We start from the raw sequence: 21,535 nt of genomic DNA on the forward strand, positions 1-21,535 counted from the left end.
GTCAACGAAAAATATACAAAGTAAACTAATTAAGCCTTTTTAGTTTACTTTGTTCGAAAGTTATTATACACTAATTTCGAAGCCGATATAAGGAGGACTGGCATGATTATTCAAATTTACATTTTTTAACTTAATAAAATGAAACGCATACAGAACTTTTATATAGAAGAGACATTATAGGAGGATTATGATGAAGAGAAAAATGTTAGTTGTATTAACAAGCGTAGAAAAATACCCAAATTTAAATAGGGCTACCGGACTTTGGCTTGGTGAAGCTGTACATTTCGTAAAAAAAGTAGAAGAAGCGGGTTACGAAGTTGATTACGTCAGTCCACAAGGCGGTTATACACCAATTGATCCACATAGTTTAGCAATGGCGGAGAGTATCGATTGGGAATGGTATCAAAAGAAAGAGTTTATGAATCGCCTCGGTTCTACAATGAAACCAAGTGAAGTGAATCCAGAAGACTACGCTGTTATTTATTACGCAGGTGGCCACGGGGTTATTTGGGACTTCCCAGAAAATAAAGAACTTCAAAATATTAGCCGCAATATTTATGAAAACGGCGGAATTGTTTCTTCGGTTTGTCATGGAGCTGCTGGTTTATTTCATATTACATTAAGCAATGGGGATCGTTTAATTAGCGGTAAGAAGGTAACAGGCTTTTCAAATGAAGAAGAAAAATTAGCTGAATTAGATCAATTCGTTCCATTTTTAACAGAAGATAAACTCATTAAAAATGGAGGACTTTACGAAAAAGCCGCGCAACCGTGGGAAGCTTATGCTCTAGAAGATAATCGTGTTATCACTGGTCAAAACCCAGCTTCAGGTGGTCTAGTAGCCGAATTAGTATTAAAACAGTTGCAAAAATAATATGTACTAAAAAAGCAGATTCTCCTCTATTAAGGGAGATCTGCTTTTTTACGAAATCATTTGCAAAATAGCAATAACTTCTTTTTCAATTTCAGAATCATCAATTGCTTCTATATACTCTGGTTTAAAAAGTTGATACTTCTTTAATTGATAAAAATCAAGTATCGCTTTCTTTAACGTAATATCGTACTGAATACAAAAAGAATGATCTATAATACGTCTTAACATCACATCATCTTGTACCATAAATAATTGTGCATTCATTTTATTAAAATAACCTTGTTCCATACCCGCTTCAAAAAACATTTGCAAATTATGGTTACGATTTTGTTGGGCAGCGACTAATTGATCCGACAAATGTGGATATGCTTCTTTCAAATCTTGCAAAAAAACATCCGAAATATATGTCACACATTTTAAAGAATGGATAAACGTCTTTTGGAAACGTTCTGTAAATGACATACTTTCATCTTGATTATCCGCATCACCTTCGAGTAGATAGTTCATGAAATCCTCTACTACCACCTCAATAATTTCATCTTTCGAAGAAAAACGTTTATATAAAGTAGCTTTACTAATATCCATATATTTCGCAATTTCATCTATTTTCAATTGGCTAAAACTTGTCTTTCTAATAATGGGCTTTATTTTATTAATATAAGTATTTGCACATGCGACTTTTCTCATTTAAAAGAGCCTCCCCTTTTGTCCATACAAAATAGTATAGCAAATTCACGAATGATTATAAATGAAGTTATTATACTCACTATGCCTTTTTAGTTTATTACATTTTCATATACTATACATAAAAAACTATAATCAATTATTACCAACTGGACGGTTACAAACCAATTTCGAGGCGGGAATTTTAGAATACAGTGAAACTTTAATCAGTGGGGGGCGTTCATCCCCACTGATTATTAGCTCTCACCAATCGGGGGTCCTACTGCCCGGCAAATAGAGGGATAAAAATACCCACTACCTTTGTTAGTAGCGGGTACTTTTTCTATAATTTATTTACAGCCCTTTTTATAGCCTTACCTATTTCCACGCTAGACTGTGGATTTTGTCCTGTAATTAAATGACCATCTACTACTACATGCGGCGTAAAATTGGGGGCTACATAAAACAAAGCTCCTTCTTCTTTCAACTTACTTTCTAGCAAAAACGGAACGCGCTTTTCTAAATGTACAGCTCTTTCTTCATCGTTTGTATAACCTGTTATACGCTTACCCGCAACAAAAAACGAGCCATCCTTATTTTTCACACCGACTAAAGAGCTTACTCCGTGACAAACAGCCGCTACAATCCGGTTATTGTTATACATATTCTCAATCAAATTTGCTACATATGGATTACCTGGAAAATCTACAATCGCCCCGTGCCCACCACCAAATAAAACCGCATCATAATCCGAAAAATGAACATTTGAAATCGGCTTCGTATTTTGCAATAAAGAAGCTACATGCTTGAATTCGCGAGGTATACCATTCGGAATAGACACTCTATCTATAGGTACTCTCCCGCCTTTTATTGACACAATATCAACATCAAACTTAGCCTTTTTTAATACATGATAAGGAGCTGCGAGCTCTTCAAGCCACAAACCAGTCGGGTGTCCATTCATATCATGAGCACTTGTTGAAACTAACAGTATCCTTTTCAACATATCCCCTCCTTATTACCTATTTATGTATGAAACGTTTTTATCATTCATATAGCAAGTGAAGCAAACAAAAAAATAGCCGACTTTTATATAAAAGTCGGCTGCTTTCTTATAATTCGAGCTCTCCCATACGAAGAAGCTCCACAACTGCTTGTGAACGTCCTTTAACCCCTAGCTTTTGCATTGCGTTTGAGATGTGGTTGCGAACTGTCTTTTCACTTATAAAAAGTTCACCTGCAATTTCCTTCGTTGTTTTATCTTGAACCAGCAATTCAAATACTTCTCTCTCTCTCTTTGTGAGTAAAGGTTTAGATTGATACGCTTTTTCCTTCAACTGGTATAACCCTCCTTGCTTAAGCCAGAGCTGTGTATGTGTAAGTTGGGTGTTTATTTAGTCAAGATATTGTATGAACGAAATGTGCAGGTGGTGAATGAAAATGGGCTTTATTTCCTATGTTATTTTAGACTTTTATACAGTGCGTACACTCTTTTTATCCACTTACTTTCCAACGCGCCATATTTGTTCTAGCAATATACTTACAACCGTACCTACAAATAAGCCATTACCGAATATATATTGCATAACAGACGGCAAGGATTGGAGTGCTCCAGACGGTAAAAACATAACGCCGCTGCCAAATAATACTGCAACGCCTAAAATCGTTACATTCCTTTCACTCATCGGCACTTGTTTTATATTATTAAATCCAATTCCAATTAACTGTACGAACGAAGCCATTAAAACAGCCGATGCGACAGCTGATGGTAAAGATGCTAAGTAACGAATAATACTTGGAAAAAGAGACATTACGACTAGTAACGCACATGCCATTAAGAACGATTGGATATATTTTTGTTTTGTTAAACGTATAAATCCTGCCGTTGCTGGTAACGGAACGACACCTACAGTTGAAAATACAGAAGAGATGATATGCGAAATCCCCCCAACCCATGTTCCATCTTTCAACTGTTTTTGTTCAATAGTCGCTTTATGAATAGTTGCTTGATTAATTGCTATAATAGCTGCCACCGTATTCGAAACTAAAATACACACCATAACGAAACTTGATACAGCCATACCTGTATTCCATTTTGGAAGTCCCCAAGCAAATATATGTGGAAGTTGCACAAAATGAGTTACTTGAGATGGGATTGTCACTTTTCCTGCAATGAGAAAAATAATCCACCCACTAATTAATCCTATTAAAACTGCATAACTTTTGACAAAGCCTTTTCCAAAATTAGATAGTATAATAACGAACAGAAATATACTAAACGCGATCATTGCTGTAAATCCGTCGATTTGAGAAATAGTAGCTGTAATTCCTAACATTCCTTTTAAAAACACACCACTTAATTGTAAACATAATAAAAGTAAAAACGTCCCTGTCACAAGCGGCGTAAATAAAAATAAAATACGTCCTATAAAACCAGTTACTCCTAATCCTATTAAAATAATACCGGAGATTATCATTCCTAATTCTAAAATTTGCAGTGTACTATGTAATTGATCTTGTCCGGCCGTTGCATAAGCAAGTACGGTAAATACACCAACCCAAGATCCAGCCGGCCCATCCGCAATTGGTAGTCTATGCCCAAGCCATCCTTGTAAAAAAGAAGATATACCAACTACAAAAAACGTACGCTGCATTAAATAAAATATTTCTTCCGTCGTAAGATGAAATAATCCGCCAACGACAATTGGTAGTGCGATTGAATTTGCTAATAAAAATATAAACCATTGTAAAGTTCCCATAATATGATTTTGGTTATGTTGATTGTCCAATTTTTTCATCCCTTCTAGCTTTCCTATAAAAATATATTGTAAGAATAAAAAAGAAGAGTTCTATACTCACCATTAGAACCCTCCTCAAAATATTTAAACGATTCTTCTACACAAGATTATTTAATTCCACCTCATTTAAACTTCCAACAACAATATTTCCTTTATACACGACTAAACGTTTTTCTGTTTGACGCGCTACTGCTTCAGCAGCGCATGTCGCATTCGTCAAAACAAAGCTCGCTTCATCCCCTACATTCGGCCATACTCGCTTCCCTTCCTTATTTAACGTTTCTTTTCCTCCTGTAATAAAGCGGAGTGCTTTTCCTAAAGACCTTTCGTCACTCCACCCAAAACGCTCTGCTAATCGATTCGCCTTTTGAAGCATATCACCTGTTCCAAACGGTGACCAATGATCTGTAATGCTATCATTGCCTAATGAAACCTTAACACCTTTTTTATCTAATAACGGAATTGGGATTACTTGTTTACCAATTGGCACTGTTGAAGTAATATCAATATTTACATTTGCGAGTCTTTCTGCCACTTCTTCAGCCTCTTTATCAGTAACACCACCAAGTCCAAGTGCATGACTAATCGTTACACGGCCTTGCCATCCTGCTTCTTCTGTTAAACTTGCCAATCTCTTCATCGTAAACGTTCCAAGATTATTCGCATCGTGCAAATGAATATCAACATCCGCATTAAATTCGACTGCGATATCCATAATTGTATGTAATGACTTTTCAATGTCATTATCCACTGTAGCTGGATCTACTCCTCCGACTAGATTGGCACCCATACGCATCGCATCTTTCACGAGTTGCACAGAATTACTGCGCAATAATCCATGTTGCGGAAACGCAACAATTCTACTAGATACTCGATTTTTATATGTTTCTAATGCCGCTAACGTCGCCTCCAAATTACCAAGCCCAATAATTGGATCAACATTACAATGCGTTCTAATATTCGTTGCACCATTTTGCAGTAGTAACTCTAGCATATTTTCCGCTCTATTTTGAGCAGTCGCTAATTGCTTTGGTAAAATTTTTTCTTCTTCATTAAAACGTGTAAAAATACTTTCTGCTGGCATACAAGCTTTCCATGGGCCACTATAATATGTTTTATCAATGTGAATGTGCATCTCTTTGAAAGCTGGCAACATTAATAAGTTCTTAGCATCAAAAGTTACTATATCTTCCTCTTGAACAATCCCTTTTATAATTTTTTTAATTCGACCATCTTCAATAAGTAAACTGCATAATTCTGTTTCTGTTTGTGAAATTCTCTCTTCTTCATATGTATATCCTGATTCAAGCATTACGTTAGTCAACCAATATACTGTCATCTCTATTTCCCCACCCTTTATTAAAAATCACCTCATAACTACAAGTTTAATATCCACTGAAAATTAAGACAATTAATACGATCGCTTCTCACAAAAAAAATGTAATACAACCCCATAGTCTTCTCATAAATTTCCATATAGAATAAAAGTATGCAGTTTGATATAAAAAGGAGTTGATTGGAATATGTCAAAAAGGTTATGTAAATCCGAAACTGATAAAATGCTATTTGGTATATGTGGTGGTTTAGGAGAATATTTTGATATTAGCTCTACTCTTATTCGTATCATTTGGGTTATTGCTGTTTTATGTTTTGGGACAGGATTTTTAGTTTATTTCATTTGTTTATTACTTATGCCACGTTCGTACTAATGGCATCATTTCACATACTTAAGAAGAGCAAATCACCTATAGAATCCTATAGGTGATTTTTTCATGAAGAATATTTCATCGTTAAATGTAATACCGCCACTTCTTCTTCTTCATTTTTATAAATATGCTTCTTATTCGCTTCAAATTGAATGGAATCAAACTCATTTAATTCGTATACATCATTCTCCACTTGAATAGACACTTTCCCTTTCATTACCGTTACAAGCTCAATCGCACCTTCATGATGAGCTTCTGGCTCATATATACTATTTGATCGTAAACAAGCACGGTGCATTTCCATCCCTGTTTCTTTCGTATAACGGAACATCGTTTCTAAATGCCACGCTTGTCCTTCATCTACTGCAAATCCTTCTCCACAGCGCGCAACAGCTACAGGTTCTCCAGCAACCATTAATCTGGATAAAGGAATTGATAACCCTTTCGTTATTTTCCAAATGACAGCTAGTGTCGGATTTGTTTCCCCTCTTTCTATCTTTCCTAATGTTAATTTACTAACTCCTGTTTTATGGGCTAATTCTTCTAAACTTAATTTCTGTTCATTTCGAATTTGTCTCAATAACTGTCCAACTTGTTGAATGACTTCTTTCGTTTGCATATCTTCATTTTCTTTCATATATAAAACCACCTCAAAGTATAAAATAGTTTACTTTTAACAACTGAAAGTATATCATACTATACATAATTATTTATTTTCGAAAGGAGTGCTATACTTCATGCGCGCAATTTTATTAGGTCTTTTATCATCGGCCTTTTTTTCTGCAACCTTTATTATTAATAGAGCAATGAATGTATCTGGAACGAGCTGGGCTTGGACAGCTTCCTTCCGTTTTTTATTTGCTCTTCCTATTTTATTCCTTATCGTTTTATTTCGCAAAAACTTTAGGGGATTATGGGAAGAGTTAAAAAAACATCCATTGGCATGGATCGGATGGGGTTCTGTTGCCGGTATTGGTTTTTATTCTTTATTAAGTTTCTCAGCTGTCTTTTCTCCAGCTTGGCTCGTTGCTGGAACTTGGCAAGTTACGATTTTAGCTGGTTTACTACTATCACCACTATTTTTCGTGAAAATAGAAACAAAATCAGGTACGAAACTTGTACGCGGAAAAATTCCACTTCGTAGCTTATATGTTGCATTATTTATTTTACTTGGTGTAATTTGTATGCAAGCAACTGCCGCAGGCCATATTACAATGACTCAGTTCATTTTAGGTTTTTTACCTGTCGTATTAGCCGCTTTCTTATATCCGTTCGGTAACCGAAAAATGATGGAGCTTGTTGGTGGACGCCTTGATACGTTCCAACGTGTATTAGGAATGGCAATTGGAAGTCTTCCTATAACAATCTTGCTTGGTATATACGGATTTTCTACTACTGGCATTCCAACATCCAACCAAATGCTTCAAGGATTTTTGTTAGCATTATGTTCCGGCGTTATTGCAACGATGACATTTTTCTTTGCTACTGACTTAGCAAAAGATAACCTCGCTCTACTTGGAGCTGTTGAAGCAACACAAGCTGGAACGATGGTCTTTACCGTACTTGGAGAAATCATTTTCTTAAATGGTTCACTCCCTGGAGGACTTTCTCTCATCGGAATGATTATTATCATGTTAGGAATGGTTGCAAATAGTATTTTAAACCGTTCTGTTCCAGTCGTTAAACAGAAAAAATCGGCATAAAAAAAGGGTATGGTTCTATAGAGATGAACCATACTCTTTTTTATTGTCCCCCTATTTTGCCTTATCAGAATAGTATTTCATTGGCTGTTTATACTAAAACTTATGTTATAATACGTTTCATGTGCATTAATAGGAGGTAAATTATGTTAAAAAAAGCAATCGCTGAATTTATTGGTACATTTGTACTTGTATTATTCGGAACTGGAGTAGCTGTCACTGGCGGCGGAATTGAAGGAATTGGAACATTAGGAATCGCTATGGCTTTCGGCTTATCTATTGTAGCTATGGCATATAGCATCGGAACAATTTCTGGATGTCACATTAACCCAGCAGTATCAGTAGCTATGTTCATCAACAAACGAATGAACGCTATGGAACTTTGTTATTATGTATTAGCTCAAATTTTAGGTGGTTTATTAGGAACTGCAACGTTAGTAACAATTTTAAAATCTGCTAAAACACCTTTAGATAATTTAGGACAAAATGGTTTCGGAACTCTTGGTTTATCTGGAGCATTTTTAGTTGAGTTCATTTTAACTTTCGTATTTATTTTAGTTATCGTTGCTGTAACAGGTAAAAAAGGAAGTTCTTCTTTAGCTGGACTAGTAATTGGTTTCACATTAGTTTTAATTCACTTATTAGGAATTCCGTTAACTGGAACATCTGTTAACCCCGCTCGTAGTATCGCACCAGCTTTATTTGTTGGTGGAGAAGCACTTTCTCAACTATGGGTATTCATCGTAGCACCAATTCTTGGTGGTATCTTCGCAGCTATCGTAGGTAAATTCATTTTAAATACTGAAAAATAGAATTTTCAATATTTCTGAATAAAAAAATGCGAGCCCTCATTATGAGGAAGCTCGCTTTTTTTATTCTTTCATTTTAGACTTTAAATTTGTAACTAATTGATCTACCGTTACATTTGCAAGTACGTTTTCCATCGCTTCTTGCGCTTGCATTAAAATAATTTCTAATACTGATTGAATATTAGCTCCTACTGGACATTCAATGTTGGGATTTTCATGGAAGGAAAATAGTTGTCCTTCTTCTACAACTTCCACTGCTTTATATACATCAAGTAATGTAATTTCTTCTAAATCTCGAGCAAGTGTCGTACCACCTTTACCAGCTTGTACATCAACAAGTCCTGCTCTCTTCAACATTCCTGTAATGCGACGAATCACAACTGGATTTGTATTCACACTACCGGCAATCCATTCAGAGGTACAGCGAGAGTTTCGATCTATCGCAAGTAATGTCAGCATATGAACACCTACTGTAAAACGACTACTAATCCCCATCTGCACACCCTCCTTTTTATTCATTCTATTAAAAGACGACTCTTATTATTATATACTATTTTTAATTTATACATAAAGAAAAAGCATGATTTCAATAGGAAATCATGCTTTTCTCTCATTATTGACGCTTTATAAATTTCGCTAAATCTTTAAATTTCACTTTATCTGAGTAATTCATTACGCCGTTTACGTAAATGCGGCTTGTAACAGCATTTAATACTGCAATTGTCGCCAATAAGACTGCTAATGTTATCGTAATTTCTAGCATACCTGCTTCACCAGCTACAATACGTGAGAAGGTAACCATCGGTGTAAAAAATGGAACGTAAGAACTTACAACAACGATAGTACTATTCGGATCACTTAATGATTTAATACTAATAAAGAATGCAGCCATAATTAAAATCATTACCGGGAAAGATACAGCTTGTAAATCCTCCGTCTTAGATACGACAGCTCCAGCAGCAGCATACATCATCGCATAAAGTAAATATCCCGTAATGAAATAAACAAGAAACATGCTGATAACTTTTGCATCTAATTTTGTAAAGTCAATTGGAATACCAAATAGTGAGGCACTTTCTAAATCGACCCAACCTAACAAATATGGAATAAGATAACCACACGCCAATACGACAAGTTGCAATAACGCCGTTGAAACAACCGCTAAAATTTTCGCATACATCATCGTAAGAGGCTTCACTTTCGGAAGCATTACTTCCATTACACGTGACGCCTTTTCAGATGCAATATTCATTGCGATTGTATTTCCGAACGCTACAATAAACATATATAAAGCAAATGTAAAGAAATAGGCAATTCCGAAAGAAGATGTACGATCTTTTATCGCTTCTTGCTTCACTTGAATTTCTGTTTGTAATTGCTGTGCAATTTCTGGTGAAACATTATTTTTGGCAATCGTTACCATCGTATATTGTTGCTTTAAATATCCTGCCATAATTGCAGAAGTTGCTTGGCTTGGAAATCCATTATACATATATGTAATCGATGGAGCCCCACCCTTTTCCGTCACATGGAATAGACCATCTAAATCGCCTTCTTCTACTTGCTTATGCAGTTTATCAAAATCATCCTTTGAACCAATTGTTATTTTTGCTGATGGCAATAGCTTATTTAGCTCATCTTTTTGTACTTTATATGTGGAACTCTCTACTACAACTGCAATTTTATCTTTATCCTTATTTTTATCATCGCCTGAAGTAAAATGATTAAATGCAAAAATCCCAAACACAACTAAAAATAAAATCGCACTCGTAATTAATGATTTCTTAGATAAAAACGCTTCCCTAAAATAAAATGAAAATACGTGAGAAAATTTATGCATCGTTATTTCGCCCTCTCTACAAAGATTTCGTTTAACGTCGGCTCTAACATTTTGAATTGTCGTAAGCTAACACCTTGCTCTTGCAACTGTTGCAAAATCTTGAGAGCTTCCGCATCGTCTTGTACTTTCACATAAAGAAGGCCTTGTTGTTTTTCATACGATACATGTATAGCTTCTAATCCCTTTTCATTCTCTACTGTATCTTCAATCGTTAAATTACGGAAACCGTATTCTTTCTTAATATCACTTAGCTGTCCTTTTACGACTGCTTCACCTTTTTTCAAAATACATACATGTTGGCAAAAAGCCTCTACTTGTTCCATACGATGACTTGATAAAATAATCGTCTTTCCGCTCTGTACTTGTTCTTCAATAATACTAGCTAACATCCCAGCATTAACTGGATCAAGGCCGCTGAATGGTTCATCTAAAATGAGAAGTTCCGGATTATGAAGAAGAGCAGCAATTAATTGGATTTTTTGCTGATTCCCTTTTGAAAGCTCTCCAGCCGTTTTAAATTTATATTCTGGTATCGCTAAACGCTCTAACCAGTGATCAATAGCGTGATCCACTTCTTTCTTCGACATTCCTTCTAATCTACCAAAATATCGCAGCTGATCTATTACTCTACTTTTTGTATATAAACCTCTTTCTTCTGGTAAATACCCAATTGTTACACCACTATTTCCAAATGCTTTTCCATCCCATGTAATCGAACCTTCATTAGGCTTTAATAATCCGAGAAGCATTTTGATTGTTGTTGTTTTCCCTGCACCATTTCGTCCAAGTAACCCTAGTACTTCACCTTTTGGTAACGAAATTTGCAAACCGTTAACTGCTTTTGATTCCCCAAATTGTTTCGTTAAGTTTTGAATTTGTAAACTCAAGTATAAAGCCTCCCCTTTAGTATCATTCGTACTCTCTTTCAAAGACTATGTTTATTCAAGACAAAATATAGCACCACGCTTCATCCTCTTATATGTAAACATCGTCATGAATCCATCATTTGTTCTATTTAGTTAAAATTGTAAATAACAAAGTTCTTTTTGTCAATTATAATTGTCATTACGACAATAAAACTTGTCAAAACAGCTATTATTATTTTGCTCATCTTTCTAATATAGGACATACTACTATATATACAAAAGACAATATGCAAATGTTCATATAAAAATATTATATTTTAATATATAATATAAAATGATTTTCTAACATCAAGGAGGATACATATGAAGATGAAGAGGGGCATTACCACTTTATTATCTGTAGCGGTTCTATCTACATCACTTGTAGCATGTTCAGGAACACCAGAGAAAACAGTGGCGAAAGAAGAGAAAGTAAAATTAACAGAACAACAATTAATGGCTGATTTATGGTATCAAACAGCCGGTGAAACGAAAGCACTTTACTACCAAGGGTACAACATTGGTCAATTAAAGCTTGATGCAATTCTTGCAAAAGGGACAGAGAAAAAACCTGCTATCGTGCTTGATTTAGACGAAACTGTTTTAGATAACAGTCCTCATCAGGCAATGAGCGTAAAAACAGGCAAAGGCTATCCTTACAAATGGGATGATTGGATTAAAAAAGCTGAGGCTGAAGCCCTTCCAGGCGCAATTGATTTCTTAAAATATACAGAGTCTAAAGGTGTAGATATTTACTACATCTCAAATCGTAAAACGAATCAACTAGATGCAACAATTAAAAATCTTGAGCGTGTAGGTGCTCCTCAAGCAACGAAAGAACATATATTACTACAAGATCCGAAAGAAAAAGGAAAAGAAAAACGCCGTGAACTCGTTTCTCAAACCCATGATATTGTCTTATTCTTCGGTGATAACTTATCTGATTTCACAGGTTTTGATGGAAAATCTGTAAAAGATCGTAACCAAACAGTAGCAGATTCAAAAGCACAATTTGGTGAGAAATTCATTATTTTCCCGAATCCAATGTATGGCGATTGGGAAGGCGCTTTATATGATTATGATTTCAAAAAATCAGATGCAGAAAAAGATAAAATCCGTCGCGACAACTTAAAATCATTTGATGTAAAATAAAAGAGGATGGCATTCGCCATCCTCTTTTATTTTACTTTCTCTGTTAAAGGCAAGATAAATACTTCCACACGTCTATTCTTTGCCTTTCCTTCTTGTGTATCGTTTGGAGCAATTGAACGGTATTCTCCGTATCCAATCGCACTAAATTTTTCTGGTTGTAATTCTTTATTTTGCAGTAATACTTGCATAAAATTAACTGCCCGCTGCGTACTTAATTCCCAATTCGACGCAAACTGCGCATTGGCAATAGGGACATTATCCGTATGACCCGATACTGTAATTTCACGAGGTGACGCTGAAACAAGTAAGCTAGACATCTCTTTTGCAATCCCTAAAGATTCTAATTTCACATCTGCTTTCCCCGAATCAAACAGTATATTTTCTAATATTGTCACCATTAATCCCTTTTCAGTTAATTTAGTTTGAAAAGAAGAAGATAATTGTTTTTCATTAATATATTGATCAATCTTTTTTTGTAATGCTTTCAATTCATCCATCTCTTTTTTTTCTTTAGCTCTAGCTTCTTCTTGTTTTTTTGCTTGTTCTGCCTCAAGGCTACTTGCTGATAATTCTTTTTCATCATTTGGCTTTTGATCACTTAAAAATTCTTTGTTACCTGTTCCCCCAGCTAATTCACTTCGAAAAGCAACTGCCATCTGTTTAAACTTCGCAGCATCTATACTACTCATTGCGAATAAAACGATAAACAATGCAAATAACAACGTTAACATATCAGAATATGGGATTAACCACGTTTCATCGATATGCTCATCATGTTTTTTCTTTTTGCCTCTTCTATTTTTCTTACTCCGCATTTTTTTCTGCTCCTTTTTCTAGCTTTTTACGCTCAGTTGCAGAAAGTGCACCTAAAATGCGGTTCTTCATAATAAACGGATATGTACCTTCTTGTAACATTAATAAACAATCAATGATTAAACGTTTTTTCTCAATTTCAGCTGAAGATTTTTGCTTTAACTTATTTGCAAATGGATGCCATAATACGTAACCTGAAAAAATACCAAAAATCGTTGCAATAAACGCACCAGAAATAGCATGACCTAACTTTTCAATATCAGTTAAGTTACCAAGCGCAGCTACAAGACCGATAACAGCACCTAAAACTCCTAATGTCGGTGCATACGTACCAGCTTGTGAAAAAATAGCAGCTCCCTTTGCATGTCTTTCTTCAATTGCCTCTAATTCAGATTCCAAAATCTGCTCTAAATCTTCTGCGGATACGCCATCAATCACAAATTTCATACCGCGCAAAAGAAATTCATCTTGAATTTTGTCTAATTGTTGCTCTAAAGACAAAATACCGTATTTTCTACTTTCAGATGTCCAATGAACAAATAATTCTAGCAACTGTTCATAACTTAAATCCTTTTTATTTGAACCAAAAAGAACTTTAAATAGTTTTGGAACCCTTTTTAGTTGATTCATCGGAAATGCAATACATACTGCAGCAAATGTACCAATAAAAATAATTAATGCTGCGGCAGGATTTAATAAGGCTGTTATGTCAGCGCCCTTGACGACCATCCCTACTACCACTGCTACAAATCCTAAAATAAGTCCAATAATTGTTGCAAAATCCATTCCCATTCACTCCTAGTCTATACAAGAAGTTCTTTATTCTCGATAATCGCTACATCTTCTTATGTATATATATTACATAAAAAATGCAAATCATGAAAGATAAGAAATGAATTATATAAAAAAATACTACAAATTCACACATTTTCTGACATTTTCTTTGCATTTCTATTACGTTATGACTCTTATATTCCTTTTCCAACAAACTAGATTTATAATAAAAAAACAATACACATTTTATGAAGAAGGGACTGTGATTACAAGGCATCATGAAAAAGATAATAATTATTTCTGCCACTACTATTGTAATCGGGATCACATCTTTCGCTTACTTTGGTTCTAAAACACCACTACATAATGAAGCAAAAGCTGTCGAAAGTCAAAAGCATAATAACCATAAAAAAGAAGAGATTCCTGCTTTTCCAAAAGCTGATCATAATGCAAAGAAAATAGACAATGACTTTTCAGTTGTAACAAATCCAAAATCTAATCTTGTCTTAATTAATAAACATCGAAAACTACCAGATGGATACATTCCTGAAGACTTAACGAGACCAAATGTACCATTTATTAGTCCAAAAGATAAAGAAAAAACATTGCTGCGCAAAGATGCTGCCGAGGCACTTGAAAACATGTTCAAAGCTGCGAAAAAAGAAGGGCTTGATCTTACAGCTGTATCTGGTTATCGTTCATACAAACGCCAAAAATCGTTGCATGATACATACGTTAGACGTCAAGGAAAAGCCGAAGCTAATTCGGTAAGCGCAATTCCTGGTACAAGTGAACACCAAACGGGTTTAGCAATGGATATTAGTTCAAAATCAGCTAAATTTCAATTAGAGCCTATCTTCGGAGAGACAGCAGAAGGAAAATGGGTCGCGGAACATGCTCATGAATTCGGCTTTGTCATTCGTTACTTAGAAGATAAAACAGATACAACAGAATATGCCTATGAACCATGGCACTTACGCTACGTTGGTAATCCATACGCTACATACCTATATAAACATCACTTAACATTAGAAGAAGCGATGGAAGACAAAAAATAAGAGAGCAAATTGCTCTCTTATTTTTCTTTCACTCTATTATTGTAGTAATTTCTTCTTCCATTCTTCAGGCCATGGTTCGCCTCTTCCTGTTTTTTTCGAAGCTTGAACCATCATTCCACGACCTACTAAACAAATCTCTCCTTCTGCATTCTTCACCATATAATGTAAATCTAAAGAAGAATTCCCGACCAATCCTGCCTTTACATACACCTTCAGCTGTTCATCAAAATATATTTGCTTAATAAAATTACATTGTAAATCCGCAACAACGATCATCGTTTCTGATGATGCATGTGTCCACTCTTGCATAAATCCAAGTTCTTTAAACAACGCAATACGAGCTTCTTCAAAATAAGTAAAAGCAACGACATTATTTACATGTCCAAACATATCTACTTCACCAAAACGAACCTTTACAGGGTTGTAAAACGAAAAACCACTTTCCCATTGCTCAAAGTCTTCAATATAAGAAATCCTCTTCATTGTTATCTCTCCTTTTCATCTTGAAATAAACAGAATAAACAGAAAAATATAGTTATAAATATTGCCTCTTCGATATGAAGAGGCAATATTTATTAATAGTTATTATCGCTACCAAAGAAATCTTTGAACGATTGAATTGTTGTATCACGGTTTAATGCCGCAATTGAAGTTGTTAAAGGAATACCCTTCGGACATGATTGCACACAGTTTTGAGAGTTACCACAGTTTGCTAGTCCTCCATCTCCCATAATTGCACGTAAGCGATCTGCTTTATGCATTTCACCCGTTGGATGTGAGTTGAATAAGCGAGCTTGTGATAACGGTGCTGGTCCAATAAAGTCAGACTTACTGTTTACGTTTGGACATGATTCTAAGCAAACACCACATGTCATACATTTTGAAAGCTCATAAGCCCATTGACGCTTTTTCTCAGGCATTCTTGGTCCTGGACCTAGGTCATACGTACCATCAATTGGAATCCACGCTTTAACGCGTTTTAGAGCATTAAACATGCGACTACGATCAACTTGTAAGTCACGTACAACCGGGAATGTCTTCATCGGTTTTAAGCGAATTGGTTGCTCTAATTGATCAATAAGTGCCGTACATGATTGACGTGGTTTTCCGTTAATCACCATCGAACATGCACCACATACTTCCTCTAAGCAGTTCATATCCCATGCAATCGGAGTTGTTTGGTTCCCTTTTGAATCAACAGGATTACGACGGATTTCCATAAGTGCTGAGATAATATTCATATTCGGACGATATGGAATTTCAAATTCTTGGTCAAACGCTTGCGCATCTGGCCCGTCTTGTCTCGTAATGATGAGGCGGATTGTTTTCTCAGACATGTTGTTTATCCCCCTTCTCTTCACCCTTAGCAGCTACATCGTGTTTTGAAGAATAATCACGTTTACGCGGTTTAATTAACGAAATATCAACGTCCTCGTAATGGAATGCTGGTGCATTTCCTTCTCCCTCAAATTTTGCCATCGTAGTTTTTAAGAAGTTTGCATCATCACGATTTGGGAATTCAGGTTTGTAATGCGCCCCACGGCTCTCATTACGGTTATATGCGCCAATTGTAATAACACGTGCTAACTCAAACATATTTGCAAGTTGGCGTGTAAATGAAGCACCTTGGTTACTCCATCTTGCTGTATCGTTAATGTTAATACGTTTGTAACGAGCCATTAATTCTTCAATTTTCGCATCTGTTTCTAATAATTTTTTATTTTCACGAACTACTGTAACGTTATCTGTCATCCATTCTCCAAGCTCTTTATGAAGAACATACGCATTTTCGTTACCATCCATCGTTAAAATATTGTTAAATTTCTCTGTTTCGATTAATTCATTTTGCTCATATACAGTAGATGAAACAGCATCAGATGATTTAGAAAGACCTTTCATATACTCAATTGCGTTTGGTCCTGCTACCATACCACCATAAATTGCTGATAATAGTGAGTTCGCGCCAAGACGGTTACCACCGTGCATAGAATAATCACACTCACCTGCTGCAAATAAACCTGGAATATTTGTCATCTGTTTATAATCAACCCATAGTCCGCCCATTGAATAGTGAACAGCTGGGAAGATTTTCATCGGTAGTTTACGAGGATCATCCCCTGTAAATTTCTCATAGATTTCAATAATTCCACCTAGTTTAATATCTAGTTCTTTTGGATCTTTATGAGAAAGATCTAAGTACACCATGTTTTCACCGTTAATACCTAGTTTTTGCTCTACGCAAACATCAAAGATTTCACGCGTTGCGATGTCACGAGGTACAAGGTTTCCGTAAGCCGGATATTTTTCTTCTAAGAAGTACCATGGTTTACCATCTTTATATGTCCAAACACGTCCACCTTCACCACGTGCAGATTCACTCATAAGACGTAATTTATCGTCTCCAGGAATTGCCGTTGGGTGAATTTGAATGAACTCACCGTTTGCATAATATGCGCCTTGTTGATATACAGCAGAAGCTGCTGTACCTGTATTGATAATGGAGTTTGTTGATTTTCCGAAAATGATACCAGGGCCCCCTGTTGCCATAATCACGGCATCTGCTCCGAAACTTCTAATCTCCATAGTTTGTAAGTCTTGTGCAACGATTCCTCGGCACACACCTTCATCATCAACAACAGCTCGTAAGAAATCCCAACCTTCATATTTGGTTACAAGTCCTGCTACTTCGTGACGACGTACTTGCTCATCTAATGCGTAAAGTAATTGCTGTCCAGTTGTTGCACCAGCAAATGCTGTACGGTGATGTTGCGTTCCACCAAATCGACGGAAATCAAGAAGTCCTTCTTCCGTACGGTTGAACATAACACCCATACGGTCCATTAAATGAATGATACCAGGTGCTGCTTCACACATTGCTTTAACTGGTGGTTGGTTCGCTAAGAAGTCCCCACCATAAATTGTATCGTCAAAGTGGATCCATGGAGAATCCCCTTCACCTTTCGTATTTACGGCACCGTTAATTCCGCCCTGAGCACATACAGAATGTGAACGTTTTACTGGTACTAAAGAAAACAGTTCAACATTTACTCCTGCTTCTGCCGCTTTAATCGTTGCCATTAAGCCAGCCAAGCCACCGCCGACTACTATAAGTTTCCCTTTCATGCTCTCCCACTCCTTACTGGTTTGCTAGCTGTGGATCGATGAACGCTAATAATGCACTCACACCTACATAAGATAAACCTAAGAAAATAGCTAATGTTACATAAGTAGAGATTCTTTGTGAACGTGGAGATACTGTAATTCCCCAGCTGATGCAGAATGTCCATAGTCCATTTGCAAAGTGGAAAATTGTTGAAACAACACCAACTAAGTAGAATGCAAACATAGCTGGATTGTTTAAAATATCTGCCATCATATCATAGTTTACCTCTTTACCTAACATTGCTTGAATACGAGTTTCCCAGACGTGCCAAGAAATGAAGATCAGCGTAACGATACCTGAAATTCTTTGGAAGACGAACATCCAGTTACGGAAATAACCGTAAGAAACCGCATTGTTCTTAGCTGTAAATGCAATATATAAGCCATATATAGCATGGTACAGTATCGGTAAAAAGATGATGAAAATTTCTAGCGCATACCGGAATGGAAGGAGCTCCATAAAGCCTGCAGCTTTGTTAAAAGCCTCTGCTCCTCGTGTTGCAAAGTTGTTTACAATTAAATGTTGCGTCAAAAAGACACCAACCGGGATGACCCCCATTAATGAGTGCCACTTACGAAACGTATACTCGCGGCCTTTCATGTCCCCATTACCCCCCTTGAATGTTTGACTGCTGTTTTCAGATTAGTTTATGACAATAATGTTTTTTCACTATTGGCATAAGAAAAACTGAAAAAATTATTCGAAATATTTCAGCATAATTTGATACCAAGTTCATTTTACTCCTATTTTTGTCGAAGCGTCAAGAAAACGTATACATAATTTGCATATAATTTGCCAATTCTTTTTTTCTTCTTATATATTCAGATTTTCCTAAAGAAAAATCTGTTTTTATAAATGTGAAATGTTATATAATAATCCCTATAGAAAGAGGGGAATATTGTGAGTAAAAATACAATCGATACAACATCTTTAGAAGATGTTTCATTGAACGCCTTCGCTTATGAATTGCTACGTGAAGAATTACTACCTGATTTAATCGGCAACGATTTAGATGGTATTTTATACTGGTCTGGTAGAAACCTTGCAAGAAAATATCCGCTAGAAACAATTGAAGAAGTCATTCAGTTCTTTGAAAAGGCTGGCTGGGGCACTTTAAGCATTGTTGAACATAAGCGTCGTGAAATGCAGTTCCAACTTAAAGGCACACTCATCGCAGAACGTCAAAAACAAAAACGACATTCTTCTTATCAACTAGAAGCCGGATTCATCGCTGAACAAATCCAAAAGCAACGGAACGTCGTTGCAGAGTCATACGAAGAAAAGAAAAAACGTTCTGACTCTATTACATTTCTTGTAAAATGGGATATAAAAGATCTCATTGAAGTGTAAGCATTACCTACAGTCAACTAGACATATCAGTTTAGTTGACTTTTTTGTATTTTCATTCAGATGAGTTTATTTTAAATCTTCAGAAATTATACCAAAAAACAGAAGACGTTGTAAACTACAACGTCTTCTTATCTGTTAAATACGTATAAATCGTCTCCGCGACATTTTTCGGCATACCCGCTTCGACAAATTCCTCTATAGAAGCTTCTTTCATCTTCTTTAATGAACCAAAATGTTTTAACAATACCTTTTTCCGTTTATCACCGATTCCTGGAATATCATCCAATGCTGATTGAATGACAGATTTCCCATGTAATTGACGATGGAATGTAATCGCAAATCGATGCACCTCATCTTGAATACGCTGCAATAAATAAAATTCTTGGCTATTTCTCTCAAGCATCACAGGTTCCGGTGGATCCCCAATAATTAAATGGGAGGTTTTATGTTTATCATCTTTTACAAGACCTGCCATCGGAATATATAATCCGAGCTCATTCTCTAAAATATCACTTGCAGCCGCTAGATGGCCTTTTCCTCCATCAATAATAATCAAATCAGGTAAAGGTGAATTTTCTTTAAGCGCCCTTGTATAACGGCGCCTCACAACTTCTCTCATAGACTCATAATCATCTGGCCCTTGAACCGTTTTAATTTTATATTTTCGATACTCTTTCTTCGCCGGTTTCCCATCGATAAAAGCAATCATTGCAGAAACGGGATTTGTTCCTTGAATATTTGAGTTATCAAACGCTTCAATACGATACGGCGTTTCAATCCCAAGCTGCTTCCCTAAATGATCTACCGCTTTAATCGTTCGTTCTTCATCACGTTCAATTAAGTAAAACTTCTCTTCAAGAGCAATCTTCGCATTTTTATTTGCCAATTCTACAAGGTCTTTTTTCTTACCACGTTTCGGCTGCGTCGCTTCCACTTCTAAAAAGCGCTCTACTAATTCCGAGTCTATACTTCCTGGAACGACAATTTCCTTCGGCTTAAAATGACTACTGTTTTCATAAAATTGGCCGATAAACGTTAAAAAACCCTCTTCTGGTTCATCGTAAATTGGAAACATAGAAACATCACGTTCAATTAGCTTTCCTTTTCGAACGAAGAAAACTTGAACACACATCCATCCTTTATCCACTGCATATCCAAACACATCACGATCCACTAAGTCACTCATAATCATCTTTTGTTTTTCCATAATCGCATCAATATGAGCAATTTGATCACGCAACTCTTTTGCACGTTCAAACTCTAGTTTCTCTGAGGCCTCATACATTTTTATTTCTAGTTCTGAACGAACTTCTTTATGTCCACCATTTAAAAACTTAATAATTTCATCTACAATTTCTTTATTTTGTTCTTCCGTCACTTCTTTCACACAAGGCGCTAAACATTGACCCATATGATAATACAAACACACTTTATCTGGCATATTCGTGCATTTCCGAAGTGGATACATACGATCTAGCAGTTTTTTCGTTTCATGAGCAGATTGTGCATTTGGATAAGGACCAAAATATTTCCCTTTATCCTTTTTTACGTTTCGAGTAATGAGTAAGCGCGGTTGCTTCTCCGCCGTAATTTTAATAAAAGGATATGTTTTATCATCTTTTAATTGAATATTATATTTCGGATCATATTTTTTAATTAGATTTAACTCTAAAATAAGTGCTTCTAAATTCGAAGAGGTTACAATATATTCAAAATCAACAATTTCTCCTACAAGCCGCAGTGTTTTCCCATCATGTGAACCAGTAAAGTACGAGCGCACACGATTTTTAAGCACTTTTGCCTTTCCGACATATATAACCGTTCCTTGCTTATCTTTCATCAAATAACAACCAGGTTGATCTGGTAAAATAGCCAACTTCTCTTTCAAATGTTCGTGCACTCGTCTCCCTCCATTTCTACATACTTAGCA

At 35.9% G+C, this 21,535-nt stretch carries 23 protein-coding genes; 7 read left to right on the top strand and 16 right to left on the bottom strand.

Annotated features, from left to right (window positions below; all coding sequences use genetic code 11):
- Positions 1-190: 190 nt before the first annotated feature.
- A complete protein-coding gene (locus DN401_RS05930) occupies positions 191-874 on the top strand; it encodes a type 1 glutamine amidotransferase domain-containing protein (RefSeq protein ID WP_000823849.1) in 684 nt (227 codons plus the stop codon).
- Positions 875-922: 48 nt separating this feature from the next.
- Here the strand turns inward: DN401_RS05930 and DN401_RS05935 are convergent, their stop codons facing one another.
- The 5 genes from DN401_RS05935 to DN401_RS05955 all read right to left on the bottom strand — a co-directional run bounded on the left by DN401_RS05935 (position 923) and on the right by DN401_RS05955 (position 5,674).
- Entirely contained in the window at positions 923-1,561 is a 639-nt protein-coding gene (locus DN401_RS05935) for a TetR/AcrR family transcriptional regulator (protein ID WP_001233008.1), read from the bottom strand.
- A 319-nt stretch (positions 1,562-1,880) separates the two neighbouring features.
- Positions 1,881-2,543: a type 1 glutamine amidotransferase domain-containing protein gene (locus DN401_RS05940; protein WP_000919607.1), complete on the bottom strand. Its 663-nt coding sequence runs from the start codon at positions 2,541-2,543 to the stop codon at positions 1,881-1,883.
- 106 nt (positions 2,544-2,649) lie between these two features.
- A complete protein-coding gene (gene gerE, locus DN401_RS05945; protein ID WP_000659484.1) occupies positions 2,650-2,874 on the bottom strand; it encodes a spore germination transcription factor GerE in 225 nt (74 codons plus the stop codon).
- A 165-nt stretch (positions 2,875-3,039) separates the two neighbouring features.
- Positions 3,040-4,335 (bottom strand): purine/pyrimidine permease, encoded by a 1,296-nt coding sequence (locus DN401_RS05950; protein ID WP_002204707.1) that lies wholly within the window; start codon positions 4,333-4,335, stop codon positions 3,040-3,042.
- A gap of 97 nt (positions 4,336-4,432) precedes the next feature.
- Positions 4,433-5,674: an amidohydrolase family protein gene (locus DN401_RS05955; protein ID WP_000219567.1), complete on the bottom strand. Its 1,242-nt coding sequence runs from the start codon at positions 5,672-5,674 to the stop codon at positions 4,433-4,435.
- 184 nt (positions 5,675-5,858) lie between these two features.
- Here DN401_RS05955 and DN401_RS05960 point away from each other — a divergent pair, with 184 nt between their 5' ends.
- Positions 5,859-6,044: a PspC domain-containing protein gene (locus DN401_RS05960; protein WP_000044334.1), complete on the top strand. Its 186-nt coding sequence runs from the start codon at positions 5,859-5,861 to the stop codon at positions 6,042-6,044.
- Positions 6,045-6,105: 61 nt separating this feature from the next.
- On the opposite strand, the gene DN401_RS05965 is transcribed toward DN401_RS05960, so the two are convergent.
- Positions 6,106-6,678: a helix-turn-helix domain-containing protein gene (locus DN401_RS05965; RefSeq protein WP_000661920.1), complete on the bottom strand. Its 573-nt coding sequence runs from the start codon at positions 6,676-6,678 to the stop codon at positions 6,106-6,108.
- Positions 6,679-6,778: 100 nt separating this feature from the next.
- Between DN401_RS05965 and DN401_RS05970 the strand changes: the two genes are divergently transcribed.
- Together DN401_RS05970 and DN401_RS05975 are read left to right on the top strand one after the other, a co-directional pair.
- On the top strand, positions 6,779-7,744 hold the full coding sequence (locus DN401_RS05970; RefSeq protein WP_001201634.1) for a DMT family transporter: 966 nt from the start codon (positions 6,779-6,781) through the stop codon (positions 7,742-7,744).
- 143 nt (positions 7,745-7,887) lie between these two features.
- Complete coding sequence (locus DN401_RS05975) at positions 7,888-8,553, top strand: aquaporin (protein ID WP_000913213.1); 666 nt, start codon at positions 7,888-7,890, stop codon at positions 8,551-8,553.
- A gap of 60 nt (positions 8,554-8,613) precedes the next feature.
- Here DN401_RS05975 and DN401_RS05980 read toward each other — a convergent pair whose 3' ends face one another.
- From DN401_RS05980 to DN401_RS05990, 3 genes are all read right to left on the bottom strand, one after another.
- A complete protein-coding gene (locus tag DN401_RS05980; protein ID WP_000512998.1) occupies positions 8,614-9,045 on the bottom strand; it encodes an Rrf2 family transcriptional regulator in 432 nt (143 codons plus the stop codon).
- A gap of 118 nt (positions 9,046-9,163) precedes the next feature.
- Positions 9,164-10,390, bottom strand: a complete 1,227-nt coding sequence (locus DN401_RS05985; protein WP_100655103.1) for an ABC transporter permease — start codon at positions 10,388-10,390, stop codon at positions 9,164-9,166.
- 2 nt (positions 10,391-10,392) lie between these two features.
- Positions 10,393-11,277: an ABC transporter ATP-binding protein gene (locus DN401_RS05990; RefSeq protein ID WP_000058113.1), complete on the bottom strand. Its 885-nt coding sequence runs from the start codon at positions 11,275-11,277 to the stop codon at positions 10,393-10,395.
- Between the two features lie 342 nt (positions 11,278-11,619).
- Here DN401_RS05990 and DN401_RS05995 point away from each other — a divergent pair, with 342 nt between their 5' ends.
- Positions 11,620-12,447: a 5'-nucleotidase, lipoprotein e(P4) family gene (locus tag DN401_RS05995; RefSeq protein ID WP_000782764.1), complete on the top strand. Its 828-nt coding sequence runs from the start codon at positions 11,620-11,622 to the stop codon at positions 12,445-12,447.
- A gap of 26 nt (positions 12,448-12,473) precedes the next feature.
- Here DN401_RS05995 and motB read toward each other — a convergent pair whose 3' ends face one another.
- Entirely contained in the window at positions 12,474-13,262 is a 789-nt protein-coding gene (motB, locus tag DN401_RS06000; RefSeq protein ID WP_001256734.1) for a flagellar motor protein MotB, read from the bottom strand.
- Positions 13,252-14,046 carry a flagellar motor stator protein MotA gene (motA, locus tag DN401_RS06005; RefSeq protein ID WP_000344853.1) on the bottom strand — a complete coding sequence of 265 codons (795 nt, stop codon included), beginning with the start codon at positions 14,044-14,046 and terminating at the stop codon, positions 13,252-13,254. Before motA ends, motB begins: the two co-directional genes overlap by 11 nt.
- A 266-nt stretch (positions 14,047-14,312) precedes the next feature.
- Here motA and DN401_RS06010 point away from each other — a divergent pair, with 266 nt between their 5' ends.
- Positions 14,313-15,092: a M15 family metallopeptidase gene (locus tag DN401_RS06010; RefSeq protein WP_000720201.1), complete on the top strand. Its 780-nt coding sequence runs from the start codon at positions 14,313-14,315 to the stop codon at positions 15,090-15,092.
- Between the two features lie 36 nt (positions 15,093-15,128).
- On the opposite strand, the gene DN401_RS06015 is transcribed toward DN401_RS06010, so the two are convergent.
- The 4 genes from DN401_RS06015 to sdhC form a co-directional block, all read right to left on the bottom strand.
- On the bottom strand, positions 15,129-15,575 hold the full coding sequence (locus DN401_RS06015; RefSeq protein ID WP_000822731.1) for an acyl-CoA thioesterase: 447 nt from the start codon (positions 15,573-15,575) through the stop codon (positions 15,129-15,131).
- Positions 15,576-15,667: 92 nt separating this feature from the next.
- On the bottom strand, positions 15,668-16,429 hold the full coding sequence (sdhB, locus tag DN401_RS06020) for a succinate dehydrogenase iron-sulfur subunit (protein WP_001291827.1): 762 nt from the start codon (positions 16,427-16,429) through the stop codon (positions 15,668-15,670).
- On the bottom strand, positions 16,422-18,215 hold the full coding sequence (gene sdhA / locus DN401_RS06025) for a succinate dehydrogenase flavoprotein subunit (RefSeq protein WP_000676750.1): 1,794 nt from the start codon (positions 18,213-18,215) through the stop codon (positions 16,422-16,424). The genes sdhB and sdhA overlap by 8 nt, the downstream gene beginning before the upstream one ends.
- 13 nt (positions 18,216-18,228) lie before the next feature.
- Positions 18,229-18,855, bottom strand: a complete 627-nt coding sequence (gene sdhC / locus DN401_RS06030) for a succinate dehydrogenase cytochrome B558 (RefSeq protein ID WP_000678354.1) — start codon at positions 18,853-18,855, stop codon at positions 18,229-18,231.
- Positions 18,856-19,155: 300 nt separating this feature from the next.
- On the opposite strand from sdhC, the gene DN401_RS06035 reads away from it, so the two are divergent.
- The gene (locus tag DN401_RS06035; RefSeq protein WP_000042226.1) at positions 19,156-19,605 is read left to right on the top strand and encodes a YslB family protein; all 450 of its coding nucleotides are present in this window, start codon (positions 19,156-19,158) and stop codon (positions 19,603-19,605) included.
- A gap of 115 nt (positions 19,606-19,720) precedes the next feature.
- Here DN401_RS06035 and uvrC read toward each other — a convergent pair whose 3' ends face one another.
- Positions 19,721-21,505 carry an excinuclease ABC subunit C gene (uvrC, locus tag DN401_RS06040; RefSeq protein ID WP_000544296.1) on the bottom strand — a complete coding sequence of 595 codons (1,785 nt, stop codon included), beginning with the start codon at positions 21,503-21,505 and terminating at the stop codon, positions 19,721-19,723.
- Positions 21,506-21,535: the final 30 nt, after the last annotated feature.

Source organism: Bacillus sp. BF2-3 (assembly GCF_008368795.1).
Taxonomy (GTDB): Bacteria; Bacillota; Bacilli; order Bacillales; family Bacillaceae_G; genus Bacillus_A; species Bacillus_A cereus.